Annotated in this window: 19 protein-coding genes, 1 tRNA gene and 1 pseudogene; 12 read left to right on the top strand and 9 right to left on the bottom strand. The window is 71.0% G+C overall.

Going from position 1 to position 17,942, the window contains the following annotated elements; all coding sequences use genetic code 11:
- The first annotated feature begins 170 nt into the window (after nt 1-170).
- The 5 genes from ACSNOH_RS14925 to ACSNOH_RS14905 all read left to right on the top strand — a co-directional run bounded on the left by ACSNOH_RS14925 (nt 171) and on the right by ACSNOH_RS14905 (nt 3,971).
- A complete protein-coding gene (locus tag ACSNOH_RS14925; RefSeq protein ID WP_436721801.1) occupies nt 171-923 on the top strand; it encodes a DUF6879 family protein in 753 nt (250 codons plus the stop codon).
- Nucleotides 920-1,765 (top strand): helix-turn-helix domain-containing protein, encoded by an 846-nt coding sequence (locus tag ACSNOH_RS14920; RefSeq protein ID WP_436721800.1) that lies wholly within the window; start codon nt 920-922, stop codon nt 1,763-1,765. Before ACSNOH_RS14925 ends, ACSNOH_RS14920 begins: the two co-directional genes overlap by 4 nt.
- An 86-nt stretch (nt 1,766-1,851) precedes the next feature.
- Nucleotides 1,852-2,169, top strand: a complete 318-nt coding sequence (locus ACSNOH_RS14915) for a hypothetical protein (protein ID WP_436721799.1) — start codon at nt 1,852-1,854, stop codon at nt 2,167-2,169.
- Nucleotides 2,166-3,374, top strand: coding sequence for a methyltransferase domain-containing protein (locus tag ACSNOH_RS14910; RefSeq protein ID WP_436721798.1), 1,209 nt, complete (start codon nt 2,166-2,168; stop codon nt 3,372-3,374). The genes ACSNOH_RS14915 and ACSNOH_RS14910 overlap by 4 nt, the downstream gene beginning before the upstream one ends.
- Before the next feature lie 66 nt (nt 3,375-3,440).
- Complete coding sequence (locus ACSNOH_RS14905) at nt 3,441-3,971, top strand: DUF6879 family protein (RefSeq protein WP_436721797.1); 531 nt, start codon at nt 3,441-3,443, stop codon at nt 3,969-3,971.
- Between the two features lie 12 nt (nt 3,972-3,983).
- On the opposite strand, the gene ACSNOH_RS14900 is transcribed toward ACSNOH_RS14905, so the two are convergent.
- The 3 genes from ACSNOH_RS14900 to ACSNOH_RS14890 form a co-directional block, all read right to left on the bottom strand.
- A complete protein-coding gene (locus tag ACSNOH_RS14900) occupies nt 3,984-4,385 on the bottom strand; it encodes a DNA-binding protein (RefSeq protein ID WP_436721796.1) in 402 nt (133 codons plus the stop codon).
- Nucleotides 4,386-4,396: 11 nt separating this feature from the next.
- Nucleotides 4,397-4,645 carry a hypothetical protein gene (locus tag ACSNOH_RS14895; protein WP_436721795.1) on the bottom strand — a complete coding sequence of 83 codons (249 nt, stop codon included), beginning with the start codon at nt 4,643-4,645 and terminating at the stop codon, nt 4,397-4,399.
- A gap of 151 nt (nt 4,646-4,796) precedes the next feature.
- Complete coding sequence (locus ACSNOH_RS14890) at nt 4,797-6,290, bottom strand: MFS transporter (protein WP_436721794.1); 1,494 nt, start codon at nt 6,288-6,290, stop codon at nt 4,797-4,799.
- A gap of 139 nt (nt 6,291-6,429) precedes the next feature.
- Between ACSNOH_RS14890 and ACSNOH_RS14885 the strand changes: the two genes are divergently transcribed.
- Nucleotides 6,430-7,389, top strand: coding sequence for a helix-turn-helix transcriptional regulator (locus ACSNOH_RS14885; protein ID WP_436721793.1), 960 nt, complete (start codon nt 6,430-6,432; stop codon nt 7,387-7,389).
- 149 nt (nt 7,390-7,538) lie between these two features.
- Here ACSNOH_RS14885 and ACSNOH_RS14880 read toward each other — a convergent pair whose 3' ends face one another.
- On the bottom strand, nt 7,539-8,540 hold the full coding sequence (locus ACSNOH_RS14880) for a sigma-70 family RNA polymerase sigma factor (protein ID WP_436721792.1): 1,002 nt from the start codon (nt 8,538-8,540) through the stop codon (nt 7,539-7,541).
- 548 nt (nt 8,541-9,088) lie between these two features.
- Between ACSNOH_RS14880 and ACSNOH_RS14875 the strand changes: the two genes are divergently transcribed.
- A complete protein-coding gene (locus ACSNOH_RS14875; RefSeq protein ID WP_436721791.1) occupies nt 9,089-9,532 on the top strand; it encodes a hypothetical protein in 444 nt (147 codons plus the stop codon).
- 193 nt (nt 9,533-9,725) lie between these two features.
- On the opposite strand, the gene ACSNOH_RS14870 is transcribed toward ACSNOH_RS14875, so the two are convergent.
- Entirely contained in the window at nt 9,726-10,520 is a 795-nt protein-coding gene (locus ACSNOH_RS14870) for a dioxygenase family protein (RefSeq protein ID WP_436721790.1), read from the bottom strand.
- 133 nt (nt 10,521-10,653) lie between these two features.
- Here ACSNOH_RS14870 and ACSNOH_RS14865 point away from each other — a divergent pair, with 133 nt between their 5' ends.
- The gene (locus ACSNOH_RS14865; protein WP_436721789.1) at nt 10,654-11,196 is read left to right on the top strand and encodes a MarR family winged helix-turn-helix transcriptional regulator; all 543 of its coding nucleotides are present in this window, start codon (nt 10,654-10,656) and stop codon (nt 11,194-11,196) included.
- Between the two features lie 194 nt (nt 11,197-11,390).
- Here the strand turns inward: ACSNOH_RS14865 and ACSNOH_RS14860 are convergent, their stop codons facing one another.
- Both ACSNOH_RS14860 and ACSNOH_RS14855 read right to left on the bottom strand, forming a co-directional pair.
- Nucleotides 11,391-12,908: an MFS transporter gene (locus tag ACSNOH_RS14860; RefSeq protein ID WP_436721788.1), complete on the bottom strand. Its 1,518-nt coding sequence runs from the start codon at nt 12,906-12,908 to the stop codon at nt 11,391-11,393.
- A gap of 254 nt (nt 12,909-13,162) precedes the next feature.
- Nucleotides 13,163-13,789, bottom strand: a pseudogene (locus ACSNOH_RS14855) (TetR/AcrR family transcriptional regulator); the annotation flags it as partial.
- A 294-nt stretch (nt 13,790-14,083) separates the two neighbouring features.
- On the opposite strand from ACSNOH_RS14855, the gene ACSNOH_RS14850 reads away from it, so the two are divergent.
- Nucleotides 14,084-15,403: a M6 family metalloprotease domain-containing protein gene (locus ACSNOH_RS14850; protein WP_436721787.1), complete on the top strand. Its 1,320-nt coding sequence runs from the start codon at nt 14,084-14,086 to the stop codon at nt 15,401-15,403.
- Here ACSNOH_RS14850 and ACSNOH_RS14845 read toward each other — a convergent pair.
- Complete coding sequence (locus ACSNOH_RS14845; protein ID WP_436721786.1) at nt 15,369-16,010, bottom strand: TetR family transcriptional regulator; 642 nt, start codon at nt 16,008-16,010, stop codon at nt 15,369-15,371. The two genes, ACSNOH_RS14850 and ACSNOH_RS14845, sit on opposite strands and share 35 nt — an antisense overlap.
- 101 nt (nt 16,011-16,111) lie before the next feature.
- On the opposite strand from ACSNOH_RS14845, the gene ACSNOH_RS14840 reads away from it, so the two are divergent.
- From ACSNOH_RS14840 to ACSNOH_RS14830, 3 genes are all read left to right on the top strand, one after another.
- Nucleotides 16,112-16,261, top strand: coding sequence for a hypothetical protein (locus tag ACSNOH_RS14840; RefSeq protein ID WP_436721785.1), 150 nt, complete (start codon nt 16,112-16,114; stop codon nt 16,259-16,261).
- A gap of 1 nt (nt 16,262) precedes the next feature.
- Nucleotides 16,263-16,634, top strand: coding sequence for a hypothetical protein (locus ACSNOH_RS14835; protein WP_436721784.1), 372 nt, complete (start codon nt 16,263-16,265; stop codon nt 16,632-16,634).
- A gap of 47 nt (nt 16,635-16,681) precedes the next feature.
- Nucleotides 16,682-16,754, top strand: a tRNA-Arg gene (locus ACSNOH_RS14830).
- A 126-nt stretch (nt 16,755-16,880) separates the two neighbouring features.
- Here ACSNOH_RS14830 and ACSNOH_RS14825 read toward each other — a convergent pair.
- On the bottom strand, nt 16,881-17,873 hold the full coding sequence (locus ACSNOH_RS14825) for an aldo/keto reductase (protein ID WP_436721783.1): 993 nt from the start codon (nt 17,871-17,873) through the stop codon (nt 16,881-16,883).
- Nucleotides 17,874-17,942 lie beyond the last annotated feature (69 nt).

Genomic DNA, 17,942 nt, shown 5'->3' with positions numbered 1-17,942 from the left:
TCAACCCACCCCCCATTCCTCACAAAGAAAGCTCGGCCCCCGACCCCCGAAGCCCGGAGCTCAAGAACGAATGCACGCCGCGTACGACGCCCTGTCGTGTTTCTCGCTCGCCTAGGTACGTTGCGCATCACGTCGGCACGAGTCGATGACACGAACGAGAGGCGTCCACCATGGCTCGCAGGCTCTGGATGATCGGCACGAACTCCGGGAACAACGGCTGCCCCACCCTCTACGAGGACCTCGACAGCAAGGAAATCCTCGTCCAGGGGGACCAGGTGACCGACCCGGACGACATCGCCCAGCTCAGGAACGTCAAGGACGGAGAAGGATTCGTCGTCGTGCCCCGGGAACTGCTCGCGAACTTCGGCCCAAAGGAGGCGGAACACGTGCCCGTGCTCATCGACTTTGACGAGTTCGACGCCATGTTCGAAACGTTCGAGCACACGGCATGGCGTCTCGAAACCCGGCGCGCCTATCGGTCCGACGAGGAGACCGAGACCTACCAGCGGTTCGTGCAGGGCCGCGATGCCGGGTACGACCTCGGCGACCCGTGGTGCACCTCGCGCCGCGAGCAGGTCGCTCTCGGCAAGCGGTTCGAACGCGTACGGATCCTCGACAACCCGCCCACGCCAGGCCAGCTCTACCTCCTCGACGGAGCGCGGCGCAACGCAGCCGTCGGGGAAGACATCCGCAACCTCTGGCGCAGCGACGCGGACCGGCTTCGGCTGCCCGCCGAGGACTTCTGGCTCTTCGACTCCCGGGTCGCCGCCCTCCTCCACTTCGACGGCGAGGATCGCCTGACCGGCGTCGAGCTGATCACCGATCCGGTGAAGGTCGTGCGCTACTGCCAGGTGCGGGACGCGGCCTGGCACCACGCGGTCCCCCATGAAGAGTTCGCGGGTCGGGTAGCTTCCGCTGGGTGACGACCGATTTCCAGCAAGGCCGGATCGCCCTCGGTGCGCGGCTGCGCGAGCTGCGTACCGAGGCCGGTCTCACGGTCCGGCAGTTGGCCGCCGAATGCGGGTGGCCGTACTCCAAGATCTCGAAACTGGAGAACGGCAGGCAGACGGTCACCCCGGCCGACCTGGAGATCTGGGCGAGGGAAACCGGCCGCTCCGAGGCCACTGAAGAACTCAAAGCCCGGCTGCGAGGCCTGGAGACCAGCCAGCGGAGCTGGAGGCGGCAACTCGCCGCCGGGCACCGGCCGGTCCAAGAGGCCCTGGCCGTCGAGTACCAGCGCTCGGCAGTACTGCGCGCCTGGGAAGCCGCAATGGTCGTGGGCGTGCTCCAGACCGCTGAGTACGCCCGCCACATCTTCACGGCCTACGCGGACCTGCACCGATCGGTCCGGGACGTGGACGAAGCCGTGAGCGCCCGCATGAAGCGCCAGGAGGCGCTGTACACGCGCGGCAAGCAGTACCACGTCGTCATGGGCGAGGCCGCCCTCCACACCCTCGTGTGTCCGCCGCCGGTACTGGCCGGACAACTCGACCGCCTGATGGGCGTGGTGACGGGGCTGGACACGCTCTCCCTCGGCATCGTCCCCTTCACCGCCCGACTGGGGTTACCGCCGGCCAACGGGTTCTGGATCTACGACGAGCGGCTGGTCATCGCCGAAGACTGGCACGCCGAGCTGTGGCTGGACGACGCGGAGAACGTAGCCCTGTACACAAGGGTGTGGGAGACCCTGCGCAAGAGCGCCGTCTACGGCCGCCAAGCCCAGCGACTGATCGCCCGCGCCCGCGCGTCTCTGGACCTTGCGTAGGCAACACCGAGACACGCGCCTCGCCGTGTGCGAAACATCGAGAAACACGGCGCGTCAGGCGAAACAAGCGCCCGTACGGTCCGGGCATGAGCACAAAAACCGCTGCTGCGCCCTGCATGAGGTGCTGCGAGGTCATCCTCGCGCGGGCGACCGCCGTAAGGGACGGCCGCTGGGGCGACGTCATCGCGCTCTCGGAGGCGAGGGCGCGGCACGAGCAGGAGCATGCCGATCAACCCAAGGAGAGCGTGATGAGCATCCAACCGAGCGCGCCGTACGTGACGGCCGGTGGTCACGGGAAGCCCCAGGACGACGGTGACGGGCACCCCGGGCAGCCCTGGACCCCGCCCGACGAGCCGACCCCGGACGGGCCCACCCCTCCCGGCGGCGGGACGCACGGCAAGTGACGCCGCCAACCACACAGCAGACCGCACAGCCGACCGCGCACGCCGTGCACTCCGGCCGGGACGTCCGGGACGCCCGGGACGAACTCCGCCGTCTCCTCCTCGGCACCGGCGCCCTCGAACCCGCCTGGGTCCCCGCCTTCGACGCCGTGCGCCGCTCCGACTTCCTGCCCGACGTGATGTGGCCGCACGACATGGCCACCGGCCGCAGCCGTACCGTGGACAAGGCCCGCGACCCGGACGCGTGGCAGACGTACGCCGACTCCGACTGCCCCATCGTCACGCAGTGGGACGACGGGGCCCACAACGGCCCGGAGCCCGGCAGGTCGTTCAGCTCCTCGTCCTCCATGCCGAGCCTGGTCTTCTCCATGCTCGCGGACCTGGACGTCCGCGAAGGCCAGCGGGTGCTGGAGATCGGCACGGGCACAGGCTGGAACGCGGGGCTGCTCGCCCACCGGGTCGGGGTGACCGGGAGCGTCGTCACACTGGATGTGGACGGCGTCGTGGCAACCGACGCGCGGGCGGCGCTGCAGCGGGCCGGACTACCGGTCCGCGTCCTGCACCGCGACGGATACCTGGGCTTCCCCGAGCGCGCCCCGTACGACCGGATCATCGTCACGTGCGGCGTGCGGGACATCCCGTACGCCTGGGTCGAGCAGACGGCGCCGGGCGGGATCGTCCTCGTCCCGTGGGGCACGTACTACGGCCCCGCGGAGGCCACGGCCCGGCTGGTCGTCGCCGAGGACGGCCGGAGCGCGTCCGGTCCCTTCACCCGGCCGGTCGGCTTCATGCGGATGCGGGCACAGCGGCTGGTACGGCGACAGCACGCGGCGTACGTGCCGCCGGGGGCGATGGACCGCGCCGACGTCTCGGCCACGTCGCTGCCCGCGGCAGACCTGGACGGATTCGTGACGGGCCTGCTCGTACGGGACGTCACGCACGTCGCCGACCGCGAACGGGAGGACGGCAGGCGTGCCGTCTGGCTCTACGGGCTCTCCGACACGTCATGGGCGGCCGCCGTCTTCCACAACGGCCGGAAGCAGGCCAAGGTCTACCAGTCGGGACCCCGCCGGCTCTGGGATGAACTGGAAGCCGCCCACCAGTGGTGGGAGTCCAGAGGAAATCCCGGATACGACCGCTTCGGACTGACCGTCGACCGCAATGGCCGAACCCGCGTCTGGCTGGACGACCCGGACGGTCTCCTGTAGCAGCCAGTGCCGTCTTCCGCCGGCCGACGCTCCCTGGGCAGAATCCAGCCGACACCGAGGAGGCACATGGCAGAGTTCATCGACTTCGGCGAGTTCGACGGCATGTTCGAGACCTTCGCGCACACCGCATGGCGGCTTGAGACGCGCCGCGCCTATCGGTCCGACGAGGAGACCGAGACCTACCAGCGGTTCGTGCAGGGCCGCGATGCCGGGTACGACCTCGGCGACCCGTGGTGCACCTCGCGCCGCGAACAGTCCGCTCTCGGAAAGCGGTTCGAGCGCGTCAGGATCGTGGACAACCCGCCCACGCCAGGCCAGCTCTACCTCCTCGACGGAGCGCGGCGCAACGCAGCCGTCGGGGAAGACATCCGCAATCTCTGGCGCAGTGACGCGGATCGGCTTCGGCTGCCCGCCGAGGACTTCTGGCTCTTCGACTCCCGGGTCGCCGCCCTCCTCCACTTCGACGGCGAGGATCGCCTGACCGGCGTCGAGCTGATCACCGACCCGGCGAAGGTCGTGCGCTATTGCCAGGCCCGGGACGCCGCCTGGCATTACGCCATCGCCGCGCGGGATTTCCAGGCGCGGCTCAGCCCATGAGAGGACCGCTCCTCAGATGCCGATGATCCGGACGCGGTCACCGCACAGCCGGGCCATGTCATCGACGTCGGAGGTGAGTACGGCCACCGGACCCGGCTGGCGCAGTGCTACCTCGGCGACCGTCGCGTCGATCGCGTACTTGTGGCCGTGCAGACCTGCGGTCTTGAGCAGTTCCGCAGACGCTTTCGCCGCACTCTCGGTCACCGGCTCGACCTTGACGCGTGAGAGCGCCCACTGCAGCCGGGGCACGTTCATCCGCGCGTGGCTGACTTCCACGATGGTGTTGGCTCCGATGACGAGGTCAGCACCCATGGCGTGGAACACCTGGAACATAGCGAGGATCTTGCGGTCCTGTGCGATCCAGGCGGAGAGTCCTTGGGAGTCCAGGACGACGGTCTCAACGCGCCCGTTCACGCCGCGCTCGTTCACGCCGCGCTCGCCGGCCCGCCGGCCTCCGTCGACCCGAGGATCCTGGAGCGAGCCTCTGCCAGCTCCTCCTCGGTGAAGGCCCCGTATTCCTCCTGGTAGCGCACCAGATCGGCGCCGAGCAGCTGGTGCCGCAGCTGACGCGCCACCGCCTCGGCGACATAGCCGGAGACGTTGTCGGTGAGCTTTTTCAGCTCGGCGACCTGCTCTGTCGGCAGCGTCACCGTAATGCGTGTCGTGTCCGCCATGACGCGAGCATACTGCGATATGCGCGCCCCCGCGGGGTCGTCCGGCCCGGCATAAGTCCGAGCAACGGTGGGGCCGCAAGGGGTGCGCGAAGAAAGCCCTGGGCGTGCCGGATGCATCCAGCACGCCCAGGGCACGTCAGAGAGGGACCCGTCAGGCCGCCGCCAGTTCCTGCTCCTGCTCCGGGGCCTGTTCCATCGCCGGGGCGTCCTCCACCCTCCGCCGCTTCGGCAGAAGGAACAGCAGTGCGAAGACCACGACCAGCCCGCCCGCGACCCACCACATCGCGTTGGTGAACGCGCCGCCGAAGATGTCGGCCATCGACTCGCGGCGCGGGTCCGCGTCGTCCACGACGGAGAAGAAGGCGACCGAGACCAGGCCGAGCCCGATCGCGTTGCCGAGCTGCATCGTGGTGTTGATCAGGCCGGACGCCGAGCCGGCGTGCTCGCGCGGGACCTCGGAGAGGATCGCGTCGGTGATCGGGGAGACGATGAGGCCCATGCCCGCGCCCATGATGATCAGCGGGAGCGCCATCTGCCAGGACTCGATGCCGGCGCCGTAGTGCTTCGCCTCCCAGATGTATGTCAGCACGCCGGCGGCCATCACCAGGGCGCCCGCCTGCAGCACCTTCCGGCCGAAGCGGGGGACCAGCTTCTGCACGGACATGCCGGCCGCCGTCGAGACGGCGATGGAGAACGGGATGCCGGTCAGGCCCGCCCGCAGCGCGGACCAGCCGAGGCCGATCTGCATGTACATCGTCCAGACCATGAAGAAGATGCCCGTGGTCATGCCGAAGATCAGCTGGACGCCGACGCCGCCCGCGAAGCTGCGGACCTTGAACAGCGACAGTTCGACCAGCGGCGAGCCGTCCTTGCGCGTCTTGTGGCGCTCGTAGGCGACGAAGGCGGCGAAGACGAGCAGGGAGGCGGCCATGGATATGAAGCCCCACAGCGGCCAGTCGTGCTCGCGGCCCTGGGTGAGCGGGTAGAGCAGCATGAGCAGGCCGACGCTGGCGAGGGCGACGCCGACGAGGTCGAGCTTGAGCGCCTTGGGCGCCTTGGATTCGGTGATGAAGCGGCGGCCGAGGAGCAGGCCGGCGATGCCGACCGGCAGGTTGATCAGGAAGATCGGGCGCCATTCGAGGCCGAAGAGGTTCCACTGGGTGAGCAGCGCGCCCAGCAGCGGGCCGGAGACGGCGCCGAGGCCGACGACCGCGCCGAACATGCCGAAGACCTTGCCGCGCTCGTGCGCGGGGAACGTGACGTGGATGATCGACAGCACCTGCGGCACCATCAGGGCGCCCATCAGGCCCTGCAGCACGCGCGCGCCGACCAGCAGCTGCGGGTCGCTGACGATGCCGCACAGCATCGAGGCCAGCGTGAAGCCGCCCATGCCCAGCAGGAAGACCTTCTTGCGGCCGTAGATGTCGCCCAGCCGGCCACCGGTGATCAGACCGATCGCGAAGGCCAGCGCGTACCCCTCGCTGAGCCACTGCAGAACGCTGAACGAAGCGTCGATGTCACGCCGGATGCTGGGCATCGCGATGTTGACGATGGTGACGTCGACCAGATCCATGAAGGAAGCGGTCATCACTACCGCGAGCGCCAGCCAGCGGCGGCGGTCGGTGGGCGGTGAATCGGTGGTCATGGATGGACCTGGCCTTTCCGTCGGTGATTTCGGTGGGTGCATGCGGTGCATGCGGTGCATGAGGCGTGTTGGGCGTATGACCCGACACTAGACCCCATATAGGACAGGTTGTGTCCCACTTCGCTGCCACCCTGGTGTCATGACCGACACCCCGGCACGGCTCCTGAACCTGCTCTCCCTGCTGCAGACCCCCCGCGAGTGGCCCGGCAGCGAACTGGCCGACCGGCTCGGCGTGACCACCCGCACCATCCGGCGCGACATCGAGCGACTGCGCGACCTCGGCTATCCCGTCCAGGCCACCAAGGGCGCCGTCGGCGGCTACCGGCTCGCGGCCGGCGCCGCGCTGCCCCCGCTCGTCCTGGACGACGAGGAGGCCGTGGCCATCGCCGTGGGCCTGCGGGCGGGCGCCGGGCACGCCGTCGACGGCATCGAGGAGGCGTCCGTACGGGCCCTCGCCAAGCTGGAACAGGTACTGCCGTCCCGCCTGCGGCACCGGGTCTCGGCCCTGCAGGCGGCCACCGTCCCGATCACGTCCGGGGACGGTGCGACGGTCGACCCCCGGACGCTGACCGTCATGGCCTCCGCGGCCACCGGCAACGAGCGGCTGCGCTTCACGTACCGCAAGGGCGACGGCACCGAGATGCAGCGGCTGGTCGAGCCGCACCGGCTGGTGAGCACCGGCCGCCGCTGGTACCTCGTCGCCTACGACATCGACCGCGGCGACTGGCGCACCTTCCGGGTCGACCGGGTCAGCGAGCCGTTCGCCACGGGCGCCCGCTTCGCCCCGCGCGAGCTGCCGGCGGCGAACGCGGCCGAGTTCATGAAGGGCTCGATGGGCCGGATGCAGCCGACCATGCGGATCGTGGCGACGCTGCACGCCCCCGCGGAGTTCGTCGCCGCGCGGCTTCCCCAGCACCTCGGGGCGCCGCAGCCGCTCGACGCGACGACCTGCCGGCTCGATCTGGAGGTGGCCGACTCCCTGGAGTGGCTCGCCTTCCGGCTGGCCCTCCTGGACTGCGACTTCACCGTCCACGAACCCCCGGAGCTGGTGGATCACCTGCGCGAGCTGGGGGCGCGGATCAGCCGCGCGGCCACCTGAGGACAGGCAGCAAAGGCAAACAAGCAGGCAGAGACAGGCAGGCAGAGACAGGCAGGGCGAGGGCAGACAAGCGGAGGAGGGCCCCGGCGCAGGGGGGGTGGCGCCGGGGCCCGGTCTATGAGGTTATGCCCTATTAGGCCGCTACGTCACTACGCCGCCGCGTCAAAGCCCGTGTCGTGTGCCATCTTCTTGAGCTCCAGCAGGGCGTGCTTCTCGATCTGACGGATCCGCTCCCGGGTCAGGCCGTGCTGCTTGCCGACCTCGGTGAGCGTGCGCTCGCGGCCGTCCTCGATGCCGTAGCGCGCCTTGATGATCGAAGCGGTGCGCTGGTCGAGGCGGCCGATGAGGTCCTCCAGCTCCTCGCTGCGCAGCAGGGCGATCACGGACTGCTCGGGCGACACCGCGGACGTGTCCTCCAGCAGGTCACCGAACTGGGTCTCGCCCTCGTCGTCCACGGACATGTTCAGGCTGACCGGGTCACGGGCCCAGTCCAGGACGTCGCCGACCCGCTCGGCGGTGGTGCCCAGCTCCTCGGCGATCTCGGCGTGGTCGGGCTCGCGCCCGTTCTCGCGGTTGAACTCGCGCTGGACGCGCCGGATGCGGCCCAGCTCCTCCACCAGGTGGACGGGCAGCCGGATCGTACGGGACTGGTCGGCAATGGAACGGGTGATCGCCTGGCGGATCCACCACGTCGCGTACGTGGAGAACTTGAAGCCCTTGGTGTAGTCGAACTTCTCCACCGCGCGCACGAGGCCCGCGTTGCCCTCCTGGATCAGGTCGAGGAGGGGCAGGCCGCTGCGGGGATAGCGGCGGGCCACGGCCACGACCAGGCGCAGGTTGGACTTGATGAAGACGTCCTTGGCCCGCGCGCCCTCGGCGGCTATGGCCTCCAGCTCCTCGCGCGAGGCCGCCTTCGCGCCCTCGCCCGGTTCCTCCAGGCCGTCGAGGATCTGCCGGGCGTAGACGCCCGCCTCGATGGTCTGCGAGAGCTCGACCTCCTTGGCGGCGTCGAGCAGGGGCGTCCGCGCGATCTCGTCGAGATACATGCCCACCAGATCGCGGTCGGCGATCTCCCCGGAGGCGCGCACACTGCTCGCCTCCTCAGCGCCCTTGTCAGCGGTCTGACGACGGGCGACGGCACGGGTTGCCATGCGTACTCCCTTGCGATGAGTCGGTCGCGGGACGGGCGGGGCGCGTGGCCCGGTGGGCTTCCCTGTATGGGCGGACCCTGCCACGGTTGCCCCGTCCGAAGGAAAGAACGACTGGAATCCGGACAGAATTCCCACGAGACGTCTTCTTTTTGGTGATCATGCAGTATCCTGCGCGGCCGCAGGTCGGGAGCCGTGCCGAGAGACCCACGGAAGCGCAGGTCAGAGCACGCGGCGCGGGGTGTCCCGGGAGCCCCGCCAACCCCTTGGGCCGCAGCCGGCTGAGACGGTCGTCACAGCGGTGGAGCACCGGCCGGCCACCGACCGGGCACCGACCGGAGCGCCGCCGCGAGTGCCGGCTCCTGGCGGGACTGCCGACAGGGATACCTACAGGGATACCGACATGGATACCGACGGGGAGCGTCGCCTTTGACCGGCCTCCCGCCTTCAAGGACGACGCCGGGGGCTCCGTGGTTGCCGTGCCCCGTTTGATCGATTTGCTCCCGTCCCCGCCCGGGTGTGCGCTGGTGGGAGGAGAGAGGAGCCCCGCGATGACGCACTCGATCATGCCCGGGCACCACCGCGCCCACGAGGGCCCCGGCCCGGTGGCGCGCGGCACGCACCTCCCCGCCGGCGAACGGGTCCGCTGGACGTGGGCCGTGCCGGTCACGGGCGGGATCGCCCTCGGGCTGTTCGCCATCTTCCTGGCCGGCCACAACGGCTACACAGCGGGCGCCGCGGTGGTCATCGGCGTCGTCGCCGGCCTGATCGCCATGGCGGCCGGCTACGCCCTGCTCCGCGAGCGCAACACGATGATCACCGAGGTCCGGGCGGCGGCCTTCGGGGCGCTCTTCGGCGGCAGCATGGGATTCCTGCACAGCCTCAGCGGCGGGTCGGTGCTGCGCTCGGCGGGCATCGGGGTGCTGACGGCGCTGGGCATGGGGGTGGCTTCGTACTACGTCTTCTACTGGCACGAGCACCGGGCCGATATGTGAGACATGTGACGGCCGGGGTGATGTCCAGGTGATGTCCGAGGTGAGGTGACGGACCCCGCCGCGAGGTGACAGGCCCTGCGACGTAGGACCTCGGACGGTTTCGTGCCTCGGGCAACGAGCTCTAGCGTGAGGGTCGATGCACCCCTACGTATCCGCCCGCGTTTCCGCCCGCGTTCCCGCCTACGTACCCGCCCTACCCGAACTGCACCGACCGCTTCGCCAGCCCCATCCAGAAGCCGTCGATGACGCTGCGCTGCCCCTCCAGCTCGTCCTCGGCGGCGCCGAGCGCGACGAACAGCGGGGCGAAGTGCTCGGTCCGCGGATGGGCGAGCCGGCTCGCCGGGGCCTTGTGCTCGAAGTCCAGGAGGGCGTCGACGTCCTGCGCCGCGAGCGCCTCCCGGCCCCACGCGTCGAACTCGGCCGACCAGCCGGGCGGCCCGGAGCCCGCGTGCCGCAGCGCCGCCAGGTTGTGGGTGAAGAAGCCGCTGCCGACGATCAGCACGCCCTCGTCGCGCAGGGGCGCGAGTTTGCGCCCGATCTCCATCAGGCGGCGCGGTTCGAGGGTGGGCAGGGACATCTGGAGGACGGGGACGTCCGCGTCCGGGTACATCTCGACGAGCGGGACGTACGCGCCGTGGTCGAGGCCGCGGTCCGGGACGTCCTGTACGGGTATGCCGGCGCCGCGCAGTGTCCTGCGGACGCGCTCGGCGAGCTCCGGGGCGCCGGGGGCGGCGTAGCGGACCCGGTAGTAGTGCTCGGGGAAGCCCCAGAAGTCGTAGACGAGCGGGACGGTGCGCGTCGCGCCGAGGGCGACGGGCGCCTCCTCCCAGTGGGCGGAGACGACGAGGATCGCCGTGGGGCGGGGCAGCTCTGCGGACCAGGCGGCGAGCTCGGCGGTCCAGAGCTCGTCGTCGGCGAGGGGCGGGGCGCCGTGCGAGAGGTAGAGCGCGGGCATGCGCGCGCCGGTGGGGGTGACGGTGGCCGGCATGAACCCTCCAAATGCTTGAACTCTCAAGTTCTCTATGGCGCGAGCTTAACCCTCCCTTATTTAAACTTCAAGGACACAGTGCGCGAGCGATTGCGCGAGCGACGGGAAGCCGGTGGGTGAAACAGTGGATGTCATGACCAAACGACCTGAAGAGGACATCGCACGTCCTGAGGGGGAGCCCGCCGCCGGCAGCGCCGCCGGGACGCGCTGGCTGACCGATGCCGAGCAGGACGTCTGGCGGGCGTATCTGCACGCCACCACCCTCCTGGAGGACCATCTCGACCGGCAGCTGCAGCGCGACGCGGGAATGCCGCACGTCTACTACGGGCTGCTCGTCAACCTCTCCGAGGCGCCGCGCCGCCGCCTGCGGATGACGGACCTCGCCCGGCACGCGAAGATCACCCGGTCCCGGCTCTCGCACGCCATCGCCCGGCTGGAGAAGAACGGCTGGGTGCGCCGCGAGGACTGCCCGTCCGACAAGCGCGGCCAGCTGGCCGTGCTCACGGACGAGGGGTACGAGATGCTGCGCCGGTCGGCGCCGGGGCACGTCGCGGCCGTCCGGGCCGCGCTCTTCGACCGGCTCTCGCCCGAGCAGGTGGCCCAGTTCGGCGAGATGTGCCGGACGATCGCCGCGGGCCTGCAGCCGGCGGGGGCGGACCTGCCCTGGTTGCGGTGACGCTGCGCTGAGGCAACGCCCTGCGTACGTACTTCCGTACGTACGCGAAACCCCCCGCCGTTCCCGGCGGGGGGTTTCGCATGTCCGGCGGACCGGGCGGACCCGGCGCATCGCGGCCGGCCGCGGAGAGGGTCCGGCGGAATGCGGGGCACCGGAACCGGCACGCCCCGCATTCCGCCGGCAAGGCACCGGCGTCAGTGAGCCATGACCGGCACGGAGTTCTCCGCGCCCTCGCCCTCGCCCTTGCCGTCGCCCGAGCCGGCGACCGCGCCGCCCGGACGGCCGGCGTTGACGAAGGTGACCGCGATCAGCGCGGACAGGGCCAGGATGCCGACCGCCCACCACACGGCGACGGAGTAGCCGTGCACCATCGACTGGAAGGTGAGCAGCTTCGGGTCGCCCGCGCCCTTCACGTGGGACTTGAAGTAGTCCGTGGTGGCGCTGGCGGCGATGGTGTTGAGCAGCGCGGTGCCGATGGCGCCGCCGACCTGCTGCGAGGTGTTCACCATCGCGGAGGCGACACCGGCGTCACGCGCCTGCACCCCGTACGTGGAAAGGCTCATCGCCGGCATGAACGCCGTACCCATGCCGAGGCCCATGAGCATCAGACCGGGCAGGACGACCGCCGCGTAGGAGGTGTCGAGGTCGATCTGCGTGAGCAGGACCATGCCGACGGCGGCGAGCAGGAAGCCGGGGCCCATGAGCCAGCGCGCCGGGACGCGGTTCATCAGGCGGGCGCCGATCTGCGTGGATCCGGTGATCATCGTGGCGATCATCGGCAGGAACGCGAGACCGGTCTTGACCGGGGAGTAGCCGCGGACGACCTGCAGGTAGTAAGTGAGGAAGAGGAACAGGCCGAACATCGCGATGGCGGCCAGACCCAGCGAGACGTAGACGCCGGCGCGGTTGCGGTCGGTGAGGACGCGCAGCGGCAGCAGCGGGGCCTTGACCTTGCGCTCGACGAGCACGAACGCGAACAGCAGGACCACGGCGGCGGCGAAGAAGCCCAGCGTGCTGCCGGCCGTCCAGCCGTCGGACTCGGCGCGGGTGAAGCCGTAGACCAGCGAGACCAGGCCGAGGGTGGCCAGGATGACGCCGGGGACGTCCAGCTTCGAGGGGTTGCGGCTGCCGGCCGGCTCACGGATCACGGCGATCGCACCGGCCGCGGCGACGACGGCGAAGGGGATGTTCACGAAGAACGTCCAGCGCCAGTTGAGGTACTCGGTGAACAGGCCGCCGAGGATCAGGCCGACACCGCCACCGGCACCGGCGATGGCACCGAAGATGCCGAACGCCTTGGCGCGCTCCTTGCCCTCGGTGAAGAGGACGGCGAGCAGCGACAGCGCCGCCGGAGCGAGGAGGGCGCCGAAGACGCCCTGCAGGGCGCGGGCACCCAGCAGCATCCCGGTGTTGACGGCGGCGCCGCCGAGGGCCGAGGCGGCGGCGAAACCGATCAGGCCGATGACGAACGCCCGCTTGCGGCCCCACAGGTCGGAGACGCGGCCGCCGAAGAGCAGCAGGCCGCCGAAGGCGAGGGCGTAGGCGGTGATGACCCACTGGCGGTTGCCGTCCGAGATGCCGAGGTCGGCCTGGGCGGAGGGCAGCGCGATGTTCACGATGGTCGCGTCGAGGACGACCATCAGCTGGGCCAGGGCGATGAATATGAGCGCTTTCCAGCGCTTGGGGTCGAGGGGGGTGGTGGTGTCTGGCATGAGTGGTCCTACCTCGGCGGCGGTCGCCGCGATGGTCGCGGTGGTGGTGCTGGACGGTGGGGAGGCGTGGGGAACGTCTTGGGGGTTGTCGCGGCGGGGGGTCAGCCGGAAACGGTGGCGGTGTGCGTTACGGGGTCCGCTACGGGGCCCGTTGCGGGGTCTGTCGCAGGGTCCTTGGCGGCGGCCGCACTGGCTGCGACCCCGGCCGCGTCCTCGGCGGTGTCCGTGGCGCGCCCCGGGGCCGTGCAGCCCTTCTGACGGCGCAGCTCCTCCAAGGTCACGGCGGAACCGGAGAGTTCGGACCGGGCCGGAGTCATCAGGCCGTCGAGGAACAGCTGCAGGTGCCGGTGGACGAACTGGTCGAAGACCGCGCAGCCCTTGCCCGGCAGCGGCCGGGTCAACTGCGTGACGGCGACCATGAGATCACCGACCGCGATGTCCTCGCGCAGCTGCCCGGACGCGCGGGCGTCGGCCATGAGCCGCTCGATCTGCTCGTCGAGGCGGTCGCGCGCGGCCACCAGCTCGGGGTGACCGGGGTCCATGCCCTCTTCCAGCAACGTGCAGAGCGCACCGACGCGTTCGTCCGCGGCGGCGTGGACGAACCGCCTCAGCGATCGGAAAGCATCGGGCTCCTCAGCTCGTGCCGCCTCGGCCCGGTCCGCGAGGCGGGCCATGACGGAGAGGGTGACATGGTGGATCAGCTCGCGGCGGTCCGCGAAGTGCCGGTACAGCGTGGCATTGCCGACCCCGGCCCGTCGAGCGATTTCATCGAGGGAGCTCTCGGCCCCGTGTTCGACGAGCGCCTCGCGCGCGGCGGCGATGATCCGCTCGCGGTTGCGCAGGGCGTCGGCGCGGAGGCGCGGCGGGTGCGCGGTGACCACGGCCTTTACTCCTTCGGAGACGGGATGGAGGGGGCTTTAAAGCAACCGGGGAGGGATTCCCCGTTTCGCTCGGACGAGGGGTAAACGGGGAGGAGCTCCCCGGATATTTCGCCGATGGGACGTGACACGCCTCACGTTTGCCCGGAGAGGGCGGATGGGGGGCGGATGCGGCGCGGATGCCCCGTCTGCCGCAGTCCGGGGAGCGCGCCGGGGCCCGGCGGCGGAGGGTGATCACAGAGGGCGGCGCGGCGGCCGCCCCTGGGAGGCATCCCCCGCCCCTGGGAGGCACCCGGCATGAAGACGCCGGCCATCGTGGTCGTGAAGACGCTGGCCATCGTGGTCCTGGCCGCGACCACGCTCGCCATGACCTCACCGGTGCCCGCGGGCCGCACGGGGCCGGGCGTCGGGGCGGGCGCGCAGGGCGCCCCGCCGGCCCTCCCGGACACCGGGGCGCGGCCGCCCTCCGGCCCGTGCGCCCTGCCCGGCGCCACCGACAACGTCTCCGAGGCCCCGCTCACGCCGCCCGGCTACGCGCCCTCCAGCGGCGTCGTGCGTGCGATCACCTTCCTGATCGACTTTCCCGACGTCCCGGCCACGGTCACCCCGCAGGAGCGCTACGCCGAGTTCTTCCCGGCCGTCGCCGACTACTACCGGGCCAGCTCGTACGGGCGGCTCGACTACCGCTCCACGCCCGTCCTGCGCTGGATCCGGATGTCCCGCCCGTACCGCGCGTACCGGATCGAGCGCGGCACGCCCTTCGACGCGAGCACCGGCGACGGCTACGGCGCGCTGTCGGCGGAGATCCTCGACGCGGTGGACGACACCGTCGACTTCCGGCGCTACGACCTGATCAACGTGCTGGTCACGCCGGACGCGGGCCCGCCGGCCACCGAGGACGTGCGGTCGGTGACCTTCGCCGGCACCCCCACCGGGCTGACGACCGCCGAGGACACGTCCTTCAAGAACGTGTCGTTCATCTGGAGCCGCCAGACGGGCGACAGCGCCTTCCGCGTCCTCAACCACGAGAACGCCCACAGCTTCGGCCTGCCCGACCTCTACTACACGGGCCGCGGCGCCGCCCTGCAGAAGACGCCGGTGGGGCACTGGGACCCGATGGACGAGGACTGGGGCCCCTCCGAGGACTTCCTCGCCTGGCACAAGTGGAAGCTGGGCTGGCTGGCCCCGGCGCAGGTGCGCTGCCTGGACCGGCCCGGCGTCCGCTCGTTCGCCCTGGCGCCCACTTCCGCCCCCGGCGGCCTCAAGCTCGCCGTGATCCCCGTCTCGCGGCACACCGCGATCACGCTGGAGGCGCGGGCGCCCGGGCCGCTGGACCACGTGGTGTGCCGCCCGGGCGTCCTGATCACCGCCGTGACCACCACCATGTACACGGGCTCGGGCCCGGTGCGCGTCGCCGACGCCACGCCCGGCAGCGCGGGCTGCTACACGAGCGACCTGAACGTGAACGCGGCCCTGAGCGACGCCCCGTACAGGGCCGGGCAGACGTACACGGGGCCCGGCGTCACGATCGACGTGCTCGGCGCGACGGCCGGGGGCGACTGGCGGGTGCGGGTACGGACCTTCAGGCCGCGCGCCAGTGCCGACGGCCGAGGCTGATCAGCCGCAGCTGCCGCCGGGCGGTGTCGGCGATGGCCCGCTGCTCCTCGGGGTCGTCGGCGGAGGCTTCGAGGAAGGCCGAGGCGGTCATCACGAGGTGGTCGACGTAGAGCCCGGCGAGCATCCGCACGTCCTCGGCGCTCCAGCCCCGCGACACCTCCTGCCCGGCGAGCGCGTCGGCGACCTCGTCCCCGAACCGCCGCAGCTCCGCCGCGATGGCCTCGCGCACCGCCCGCACCCCGCCGTGCCGCTCCCGGGCGATGAACCGCACGTGCGCCGGGTGCAGCCGTACGTGGTCCGCCACGGCCTCGACGCTGCGGTCGATGACCTCCTCCGCCTCCTGCTGCTCCGCCAGGACCGCCCGGATCATCACGTGCAGGCTCCCGAGCGACTCCTCGACGAGCGCGACCCCGAGCTCCGCCATGTCCCGGAAGTGCCGGTAGAACGCGGCCGGCGCCACCCCGACGACCCGGGTGACCTCCCGCAGCCCCAGGCTGCTCAGGCTCTGCTCCTCCAGCAGCTTCAGCGCGGCATCGAGGAGCGCCTGACGGGTCTTCAGCTTCTGGGCCTGGCGGACGCCGAGGCCGGCGGGGGTGCTGCTGGTCATGGATTCAGTAAACAACTGTTTGCCACGGGACGCCAGGCGCGCTACGCTGGATTTCAGTGAACAACTGTCATTCCAACTGTTCACCCAAGAAGGGGAAGGACATGATCTTCCTAGTGGCGGCCGTGCTCCTGCTGGGAGTCCTCGTGGGCGCCGCCGCCCACCTCACGCTCCCGGTGCTGATCCCGGCGGCCACGGCGATCGCCCTGTGGCTGCTGGTCTTCGCCGTCCGCGAGCGCAGGAGGGAGCACTGAAATGACGCCGACGACCCTGACGAAGCGCACGGAGCGCGCGGAGCAGACGAAGCGCTCGGAGCGCACGGAGCCCACGAAGCAAGCCGAGCAACGGCCCGCACCCCGTCCCACCGCCGAGCCGGCGCCGCAGACCCCGCCCGCGCTCCGCGAGGCCGACGGCATGGCCGTAGCCTCCTTCGTCCTCGGCCTGGCGGGACTCCTGGTCTTCAACATCGTCCTGGGCCCGCTCGCCCTCGTCCTCGCGACGCTGGCCCTCGCCCGCGGCACGACCCGCCGCGGCCGCGCCCTCCTCGGCCTGACCCTGGGCGCCGCCGACCTGATCGTCCTCGCGGCCCTGGCCACCTCGGACCACACCCTGTCCTGGAGCCTCTGAGCCCCTGACCCCGCCGCCCCACCACCCGCTACACTGGCGGCTACCCCGCCTCCGTAGCTCAGGGGATAGAGCACCGCTCTCCTAAAGCGGGTGTCGGCAGTTCGAATCTGCCCGGGGGCACTTCGCAGGATCGCGCTTCCCCGGATCTCCCGGGGAAGCGCCTCCTTCGGTCAAGGCCTCGGACCTCGTGTCCGGGGCCGTTTGCGTGAGCTGGGCCCCGCAGCGTACGAGCGGCTGCCGGGCGGTTCAGGTGTTGAGCAGACGCATCGCGGGCTCGGCGTAGCGGGCTCCGGAGACCGCGTGCCGCGAGATCGCCTCTTCCAGCTCACGACACTCCGGCCCGGACAGCGACACCTCGGCCGCCCGCGTGTTCTCCGTCAGGTAACTGATGCGCTTGGTGCCGGGGATGGGCACGATGTCCTCGCCCCGGGAGAGCAACCAGGCGAGCGCCAGCTGGACCGGGGTGCAGCCGATCCGCGCGGCCATCGCGCGGACCCGCTCGACCAGCGCGAGGTTCCGGACGAGGTGCTCGCCCTGGAAGCGGGGGTCGTTGCGGCGGTAGTCGTCGTCCGCCAGCTGGTCGAGCGAGGTCAGGGCGCCGGTGAGGAATCCCCGCCCGACCGGCGCGTAGGGGACGATCCCGATGCCCAGCTCCCGGGCCGTGGGCAGGAGCTCGTCCTCCAGCCCCCGCTCCCACAGGGAGTATTCGCTCTGGAGGGCCGTGACGGGGTGGACGGCGTGAGCCCGGCGCAGGGTGTCCGGGCTGACCTCGGAGAGCCCGACGTGACGGACCTTGCCTGCCCGCACCAGCTCGGCAAGGGCCCCCATGGTCTCCTCGACGGGGGTGCCGGGATTGCGCCGGTGCAGGTAGTACAGGTCGATGTGGTCGGTGCCCAGCCGGCGGAGCGAGGCGTCGCACGCCTCGCGTGCGTACTCGGGCGTGGAGTCGATCACGGGCCCGCCCTCCGGTCCGCCGGTCAGGGACCGGATGCCGAACTTGGTGGCGATGACGGCCTCGTGCCGACGGCCCTTCACCGCACGGCCCACGAGCTCCTCGTTGTGGCCGTTGCCGTAGGCGTCCGCGGTGTCGAGGAAGGTGACGCCGGTGTCGAGCGCGCGCCGGATCGTCTCGACGGCAGCGGCCTCGTCCCGCGGGCCGTAGCAGACCGACATGCCCATGCAGCCCAGCCCTATCGCGGATACGGAGAGACCGGACGGGCCGAGGGTGCGCTGCTGCATGTGGTGCTCCTTCAGGGGGTGAGGCTCCCGCACACGTGGCGCGGGAACGGGGGGCGGGGCCCGCAGCCG

It is taken from the genome of Streptomyces sp. URMC 127 (assembly GCF_051386535.1).
Taxonomy (GTDB): domain Bacteria; phylum Actinomycetota; class Actinomycetes; order Streptomycetales; family Streptomycetaceae; genus Streptomyces.
This window is presented reverse-complemented; position numbering and strand designations above follow the sequence as displayed.

What these genes read in the sequence shown, in the direction of transcription:
- ACSNOH_RS14925 (WP_436721801.1), top strand. Translation starts at nt 171, where the DNA reads ATGGCTCGCAGGCTCTGGATGATCGGCACGAACTCCGGGAACAACGGC.
- ACSNOH_RS14915 (WP_436721799.1), top strand. Translation starts at nt 1,852, where the DNA reads ATGAGCACAAAAACCGCTGCTGCGCCCTGCATGAGGTGCTGCGAGGTC.
- ACSNOH_RS14905 (WP_436721797.1), top strand. Translation starts at nt 3,441, where the DNA reads ATGGCAGAGTTCATCGACTTCGGCGAGTTCGACGGCATGTTCGAGACC.
- ACSNOH_RS14895 (WP_436721795.1), bottom strand. Translation starts at nt 4,645, where the DNA reads ATGGCGGACACGACACGCATTACGGTGACGCTGCCGACAGAGCAGGTC.
- ACSNOH_RS14890 (WP_436721794.1), bottom strand. Translation starts at nt 6,290, where the DNA reads ATGACCACCGATTCACCGCCCACCGACCGCCGCCGCTGGCTGGCGCTC.
- ACSNOH_RS14885 (WP_436721793.1), top strand. Translation starts at nt 6,430, where the DNA reads ATGACCGACACCCCGGCACGGCTCCTGAACCTGCTCTCCCTGCTGCAG.
- ACSNOH_RS14880 (WP_436721792.1), bottom strand. Translation starts at nt 8,540, where the DNA reads ATGGCAACCCGTGCCGTCGCCCGTCGTCAGACCGCTGACAAGGGCGCT.
- ACSNOH_RS14875 (WP_436721791.1), top strand. Translation starts at nt 9,089, where the DNA reads ATGACGCACTCGATCATGCCCGGGCACCACCGCGCCCACGAGGGCCCC.
- ACSNOH_RS14870 (WP_436721790.1), bottom strand. Translation starts at nt 10,520, where the DNA reads ATGCCGGCCACCGTCACCCCCACCGGCGCGCGCATGCCCGCGCTCTAC.
- ACSNOH_RS14865 (WP_436721789.1), top strand. Translation starts at nt 10,654, where the DNA reads ATGACCAAACGACCTGAAGAGGACATCGCACGTCCTGAGGGGGAGCCC.
- ACSNOH_RS14860 (WP_436721788.1), bottom strand. Translation starts at nt 12,908, where the DNA reads ATGCCAGACACCACCACCCCCCTCGACCCCAAGCGCTGGAAAGCGCTC.
- ACSNOH_RS14850 (WP_436721787.1), top strand. Translation starts at nt 14,084, where the DNA reads ATGAAGACGCCGGCCATCGTGGTCGTGAAGACGCTGGCCATCGTGGTC.
- ACSNOH_RS14845 (WP_436721786.1), bottom strand. Translation starts at nt 16,010, where the DNA reads ATGACCAGCAGCACCCCCGCCGGCCTCGGCGTCCGCCAGGCCCAGAAG.
- ACSNOH_RS14840 (WP_436721785.1), top strand. Translation starts at nt 16,112, where the DNA reads ATGATCTTCCTAGTGGCGGCCGTGCTCCTGCTGGGAGTCCTCGTGGGC.
- ACSNOH_RS14835 (WP_436721784.1), top strand. Translation starts at nt 16,263, where the DNA reads ATGACGCCGACGACCCTGACGAAGCGCACGGAGCGCGCGGAGCAGACG.
- ACSNOH_RS14825 (WP_436721783.1), bottom strand. Translation starts at nt 17,873, where the DNA reads ATGCAGCAGCGCACCCTCGGCCCGTCCGGTCTCTCCGTATCCGCGATA.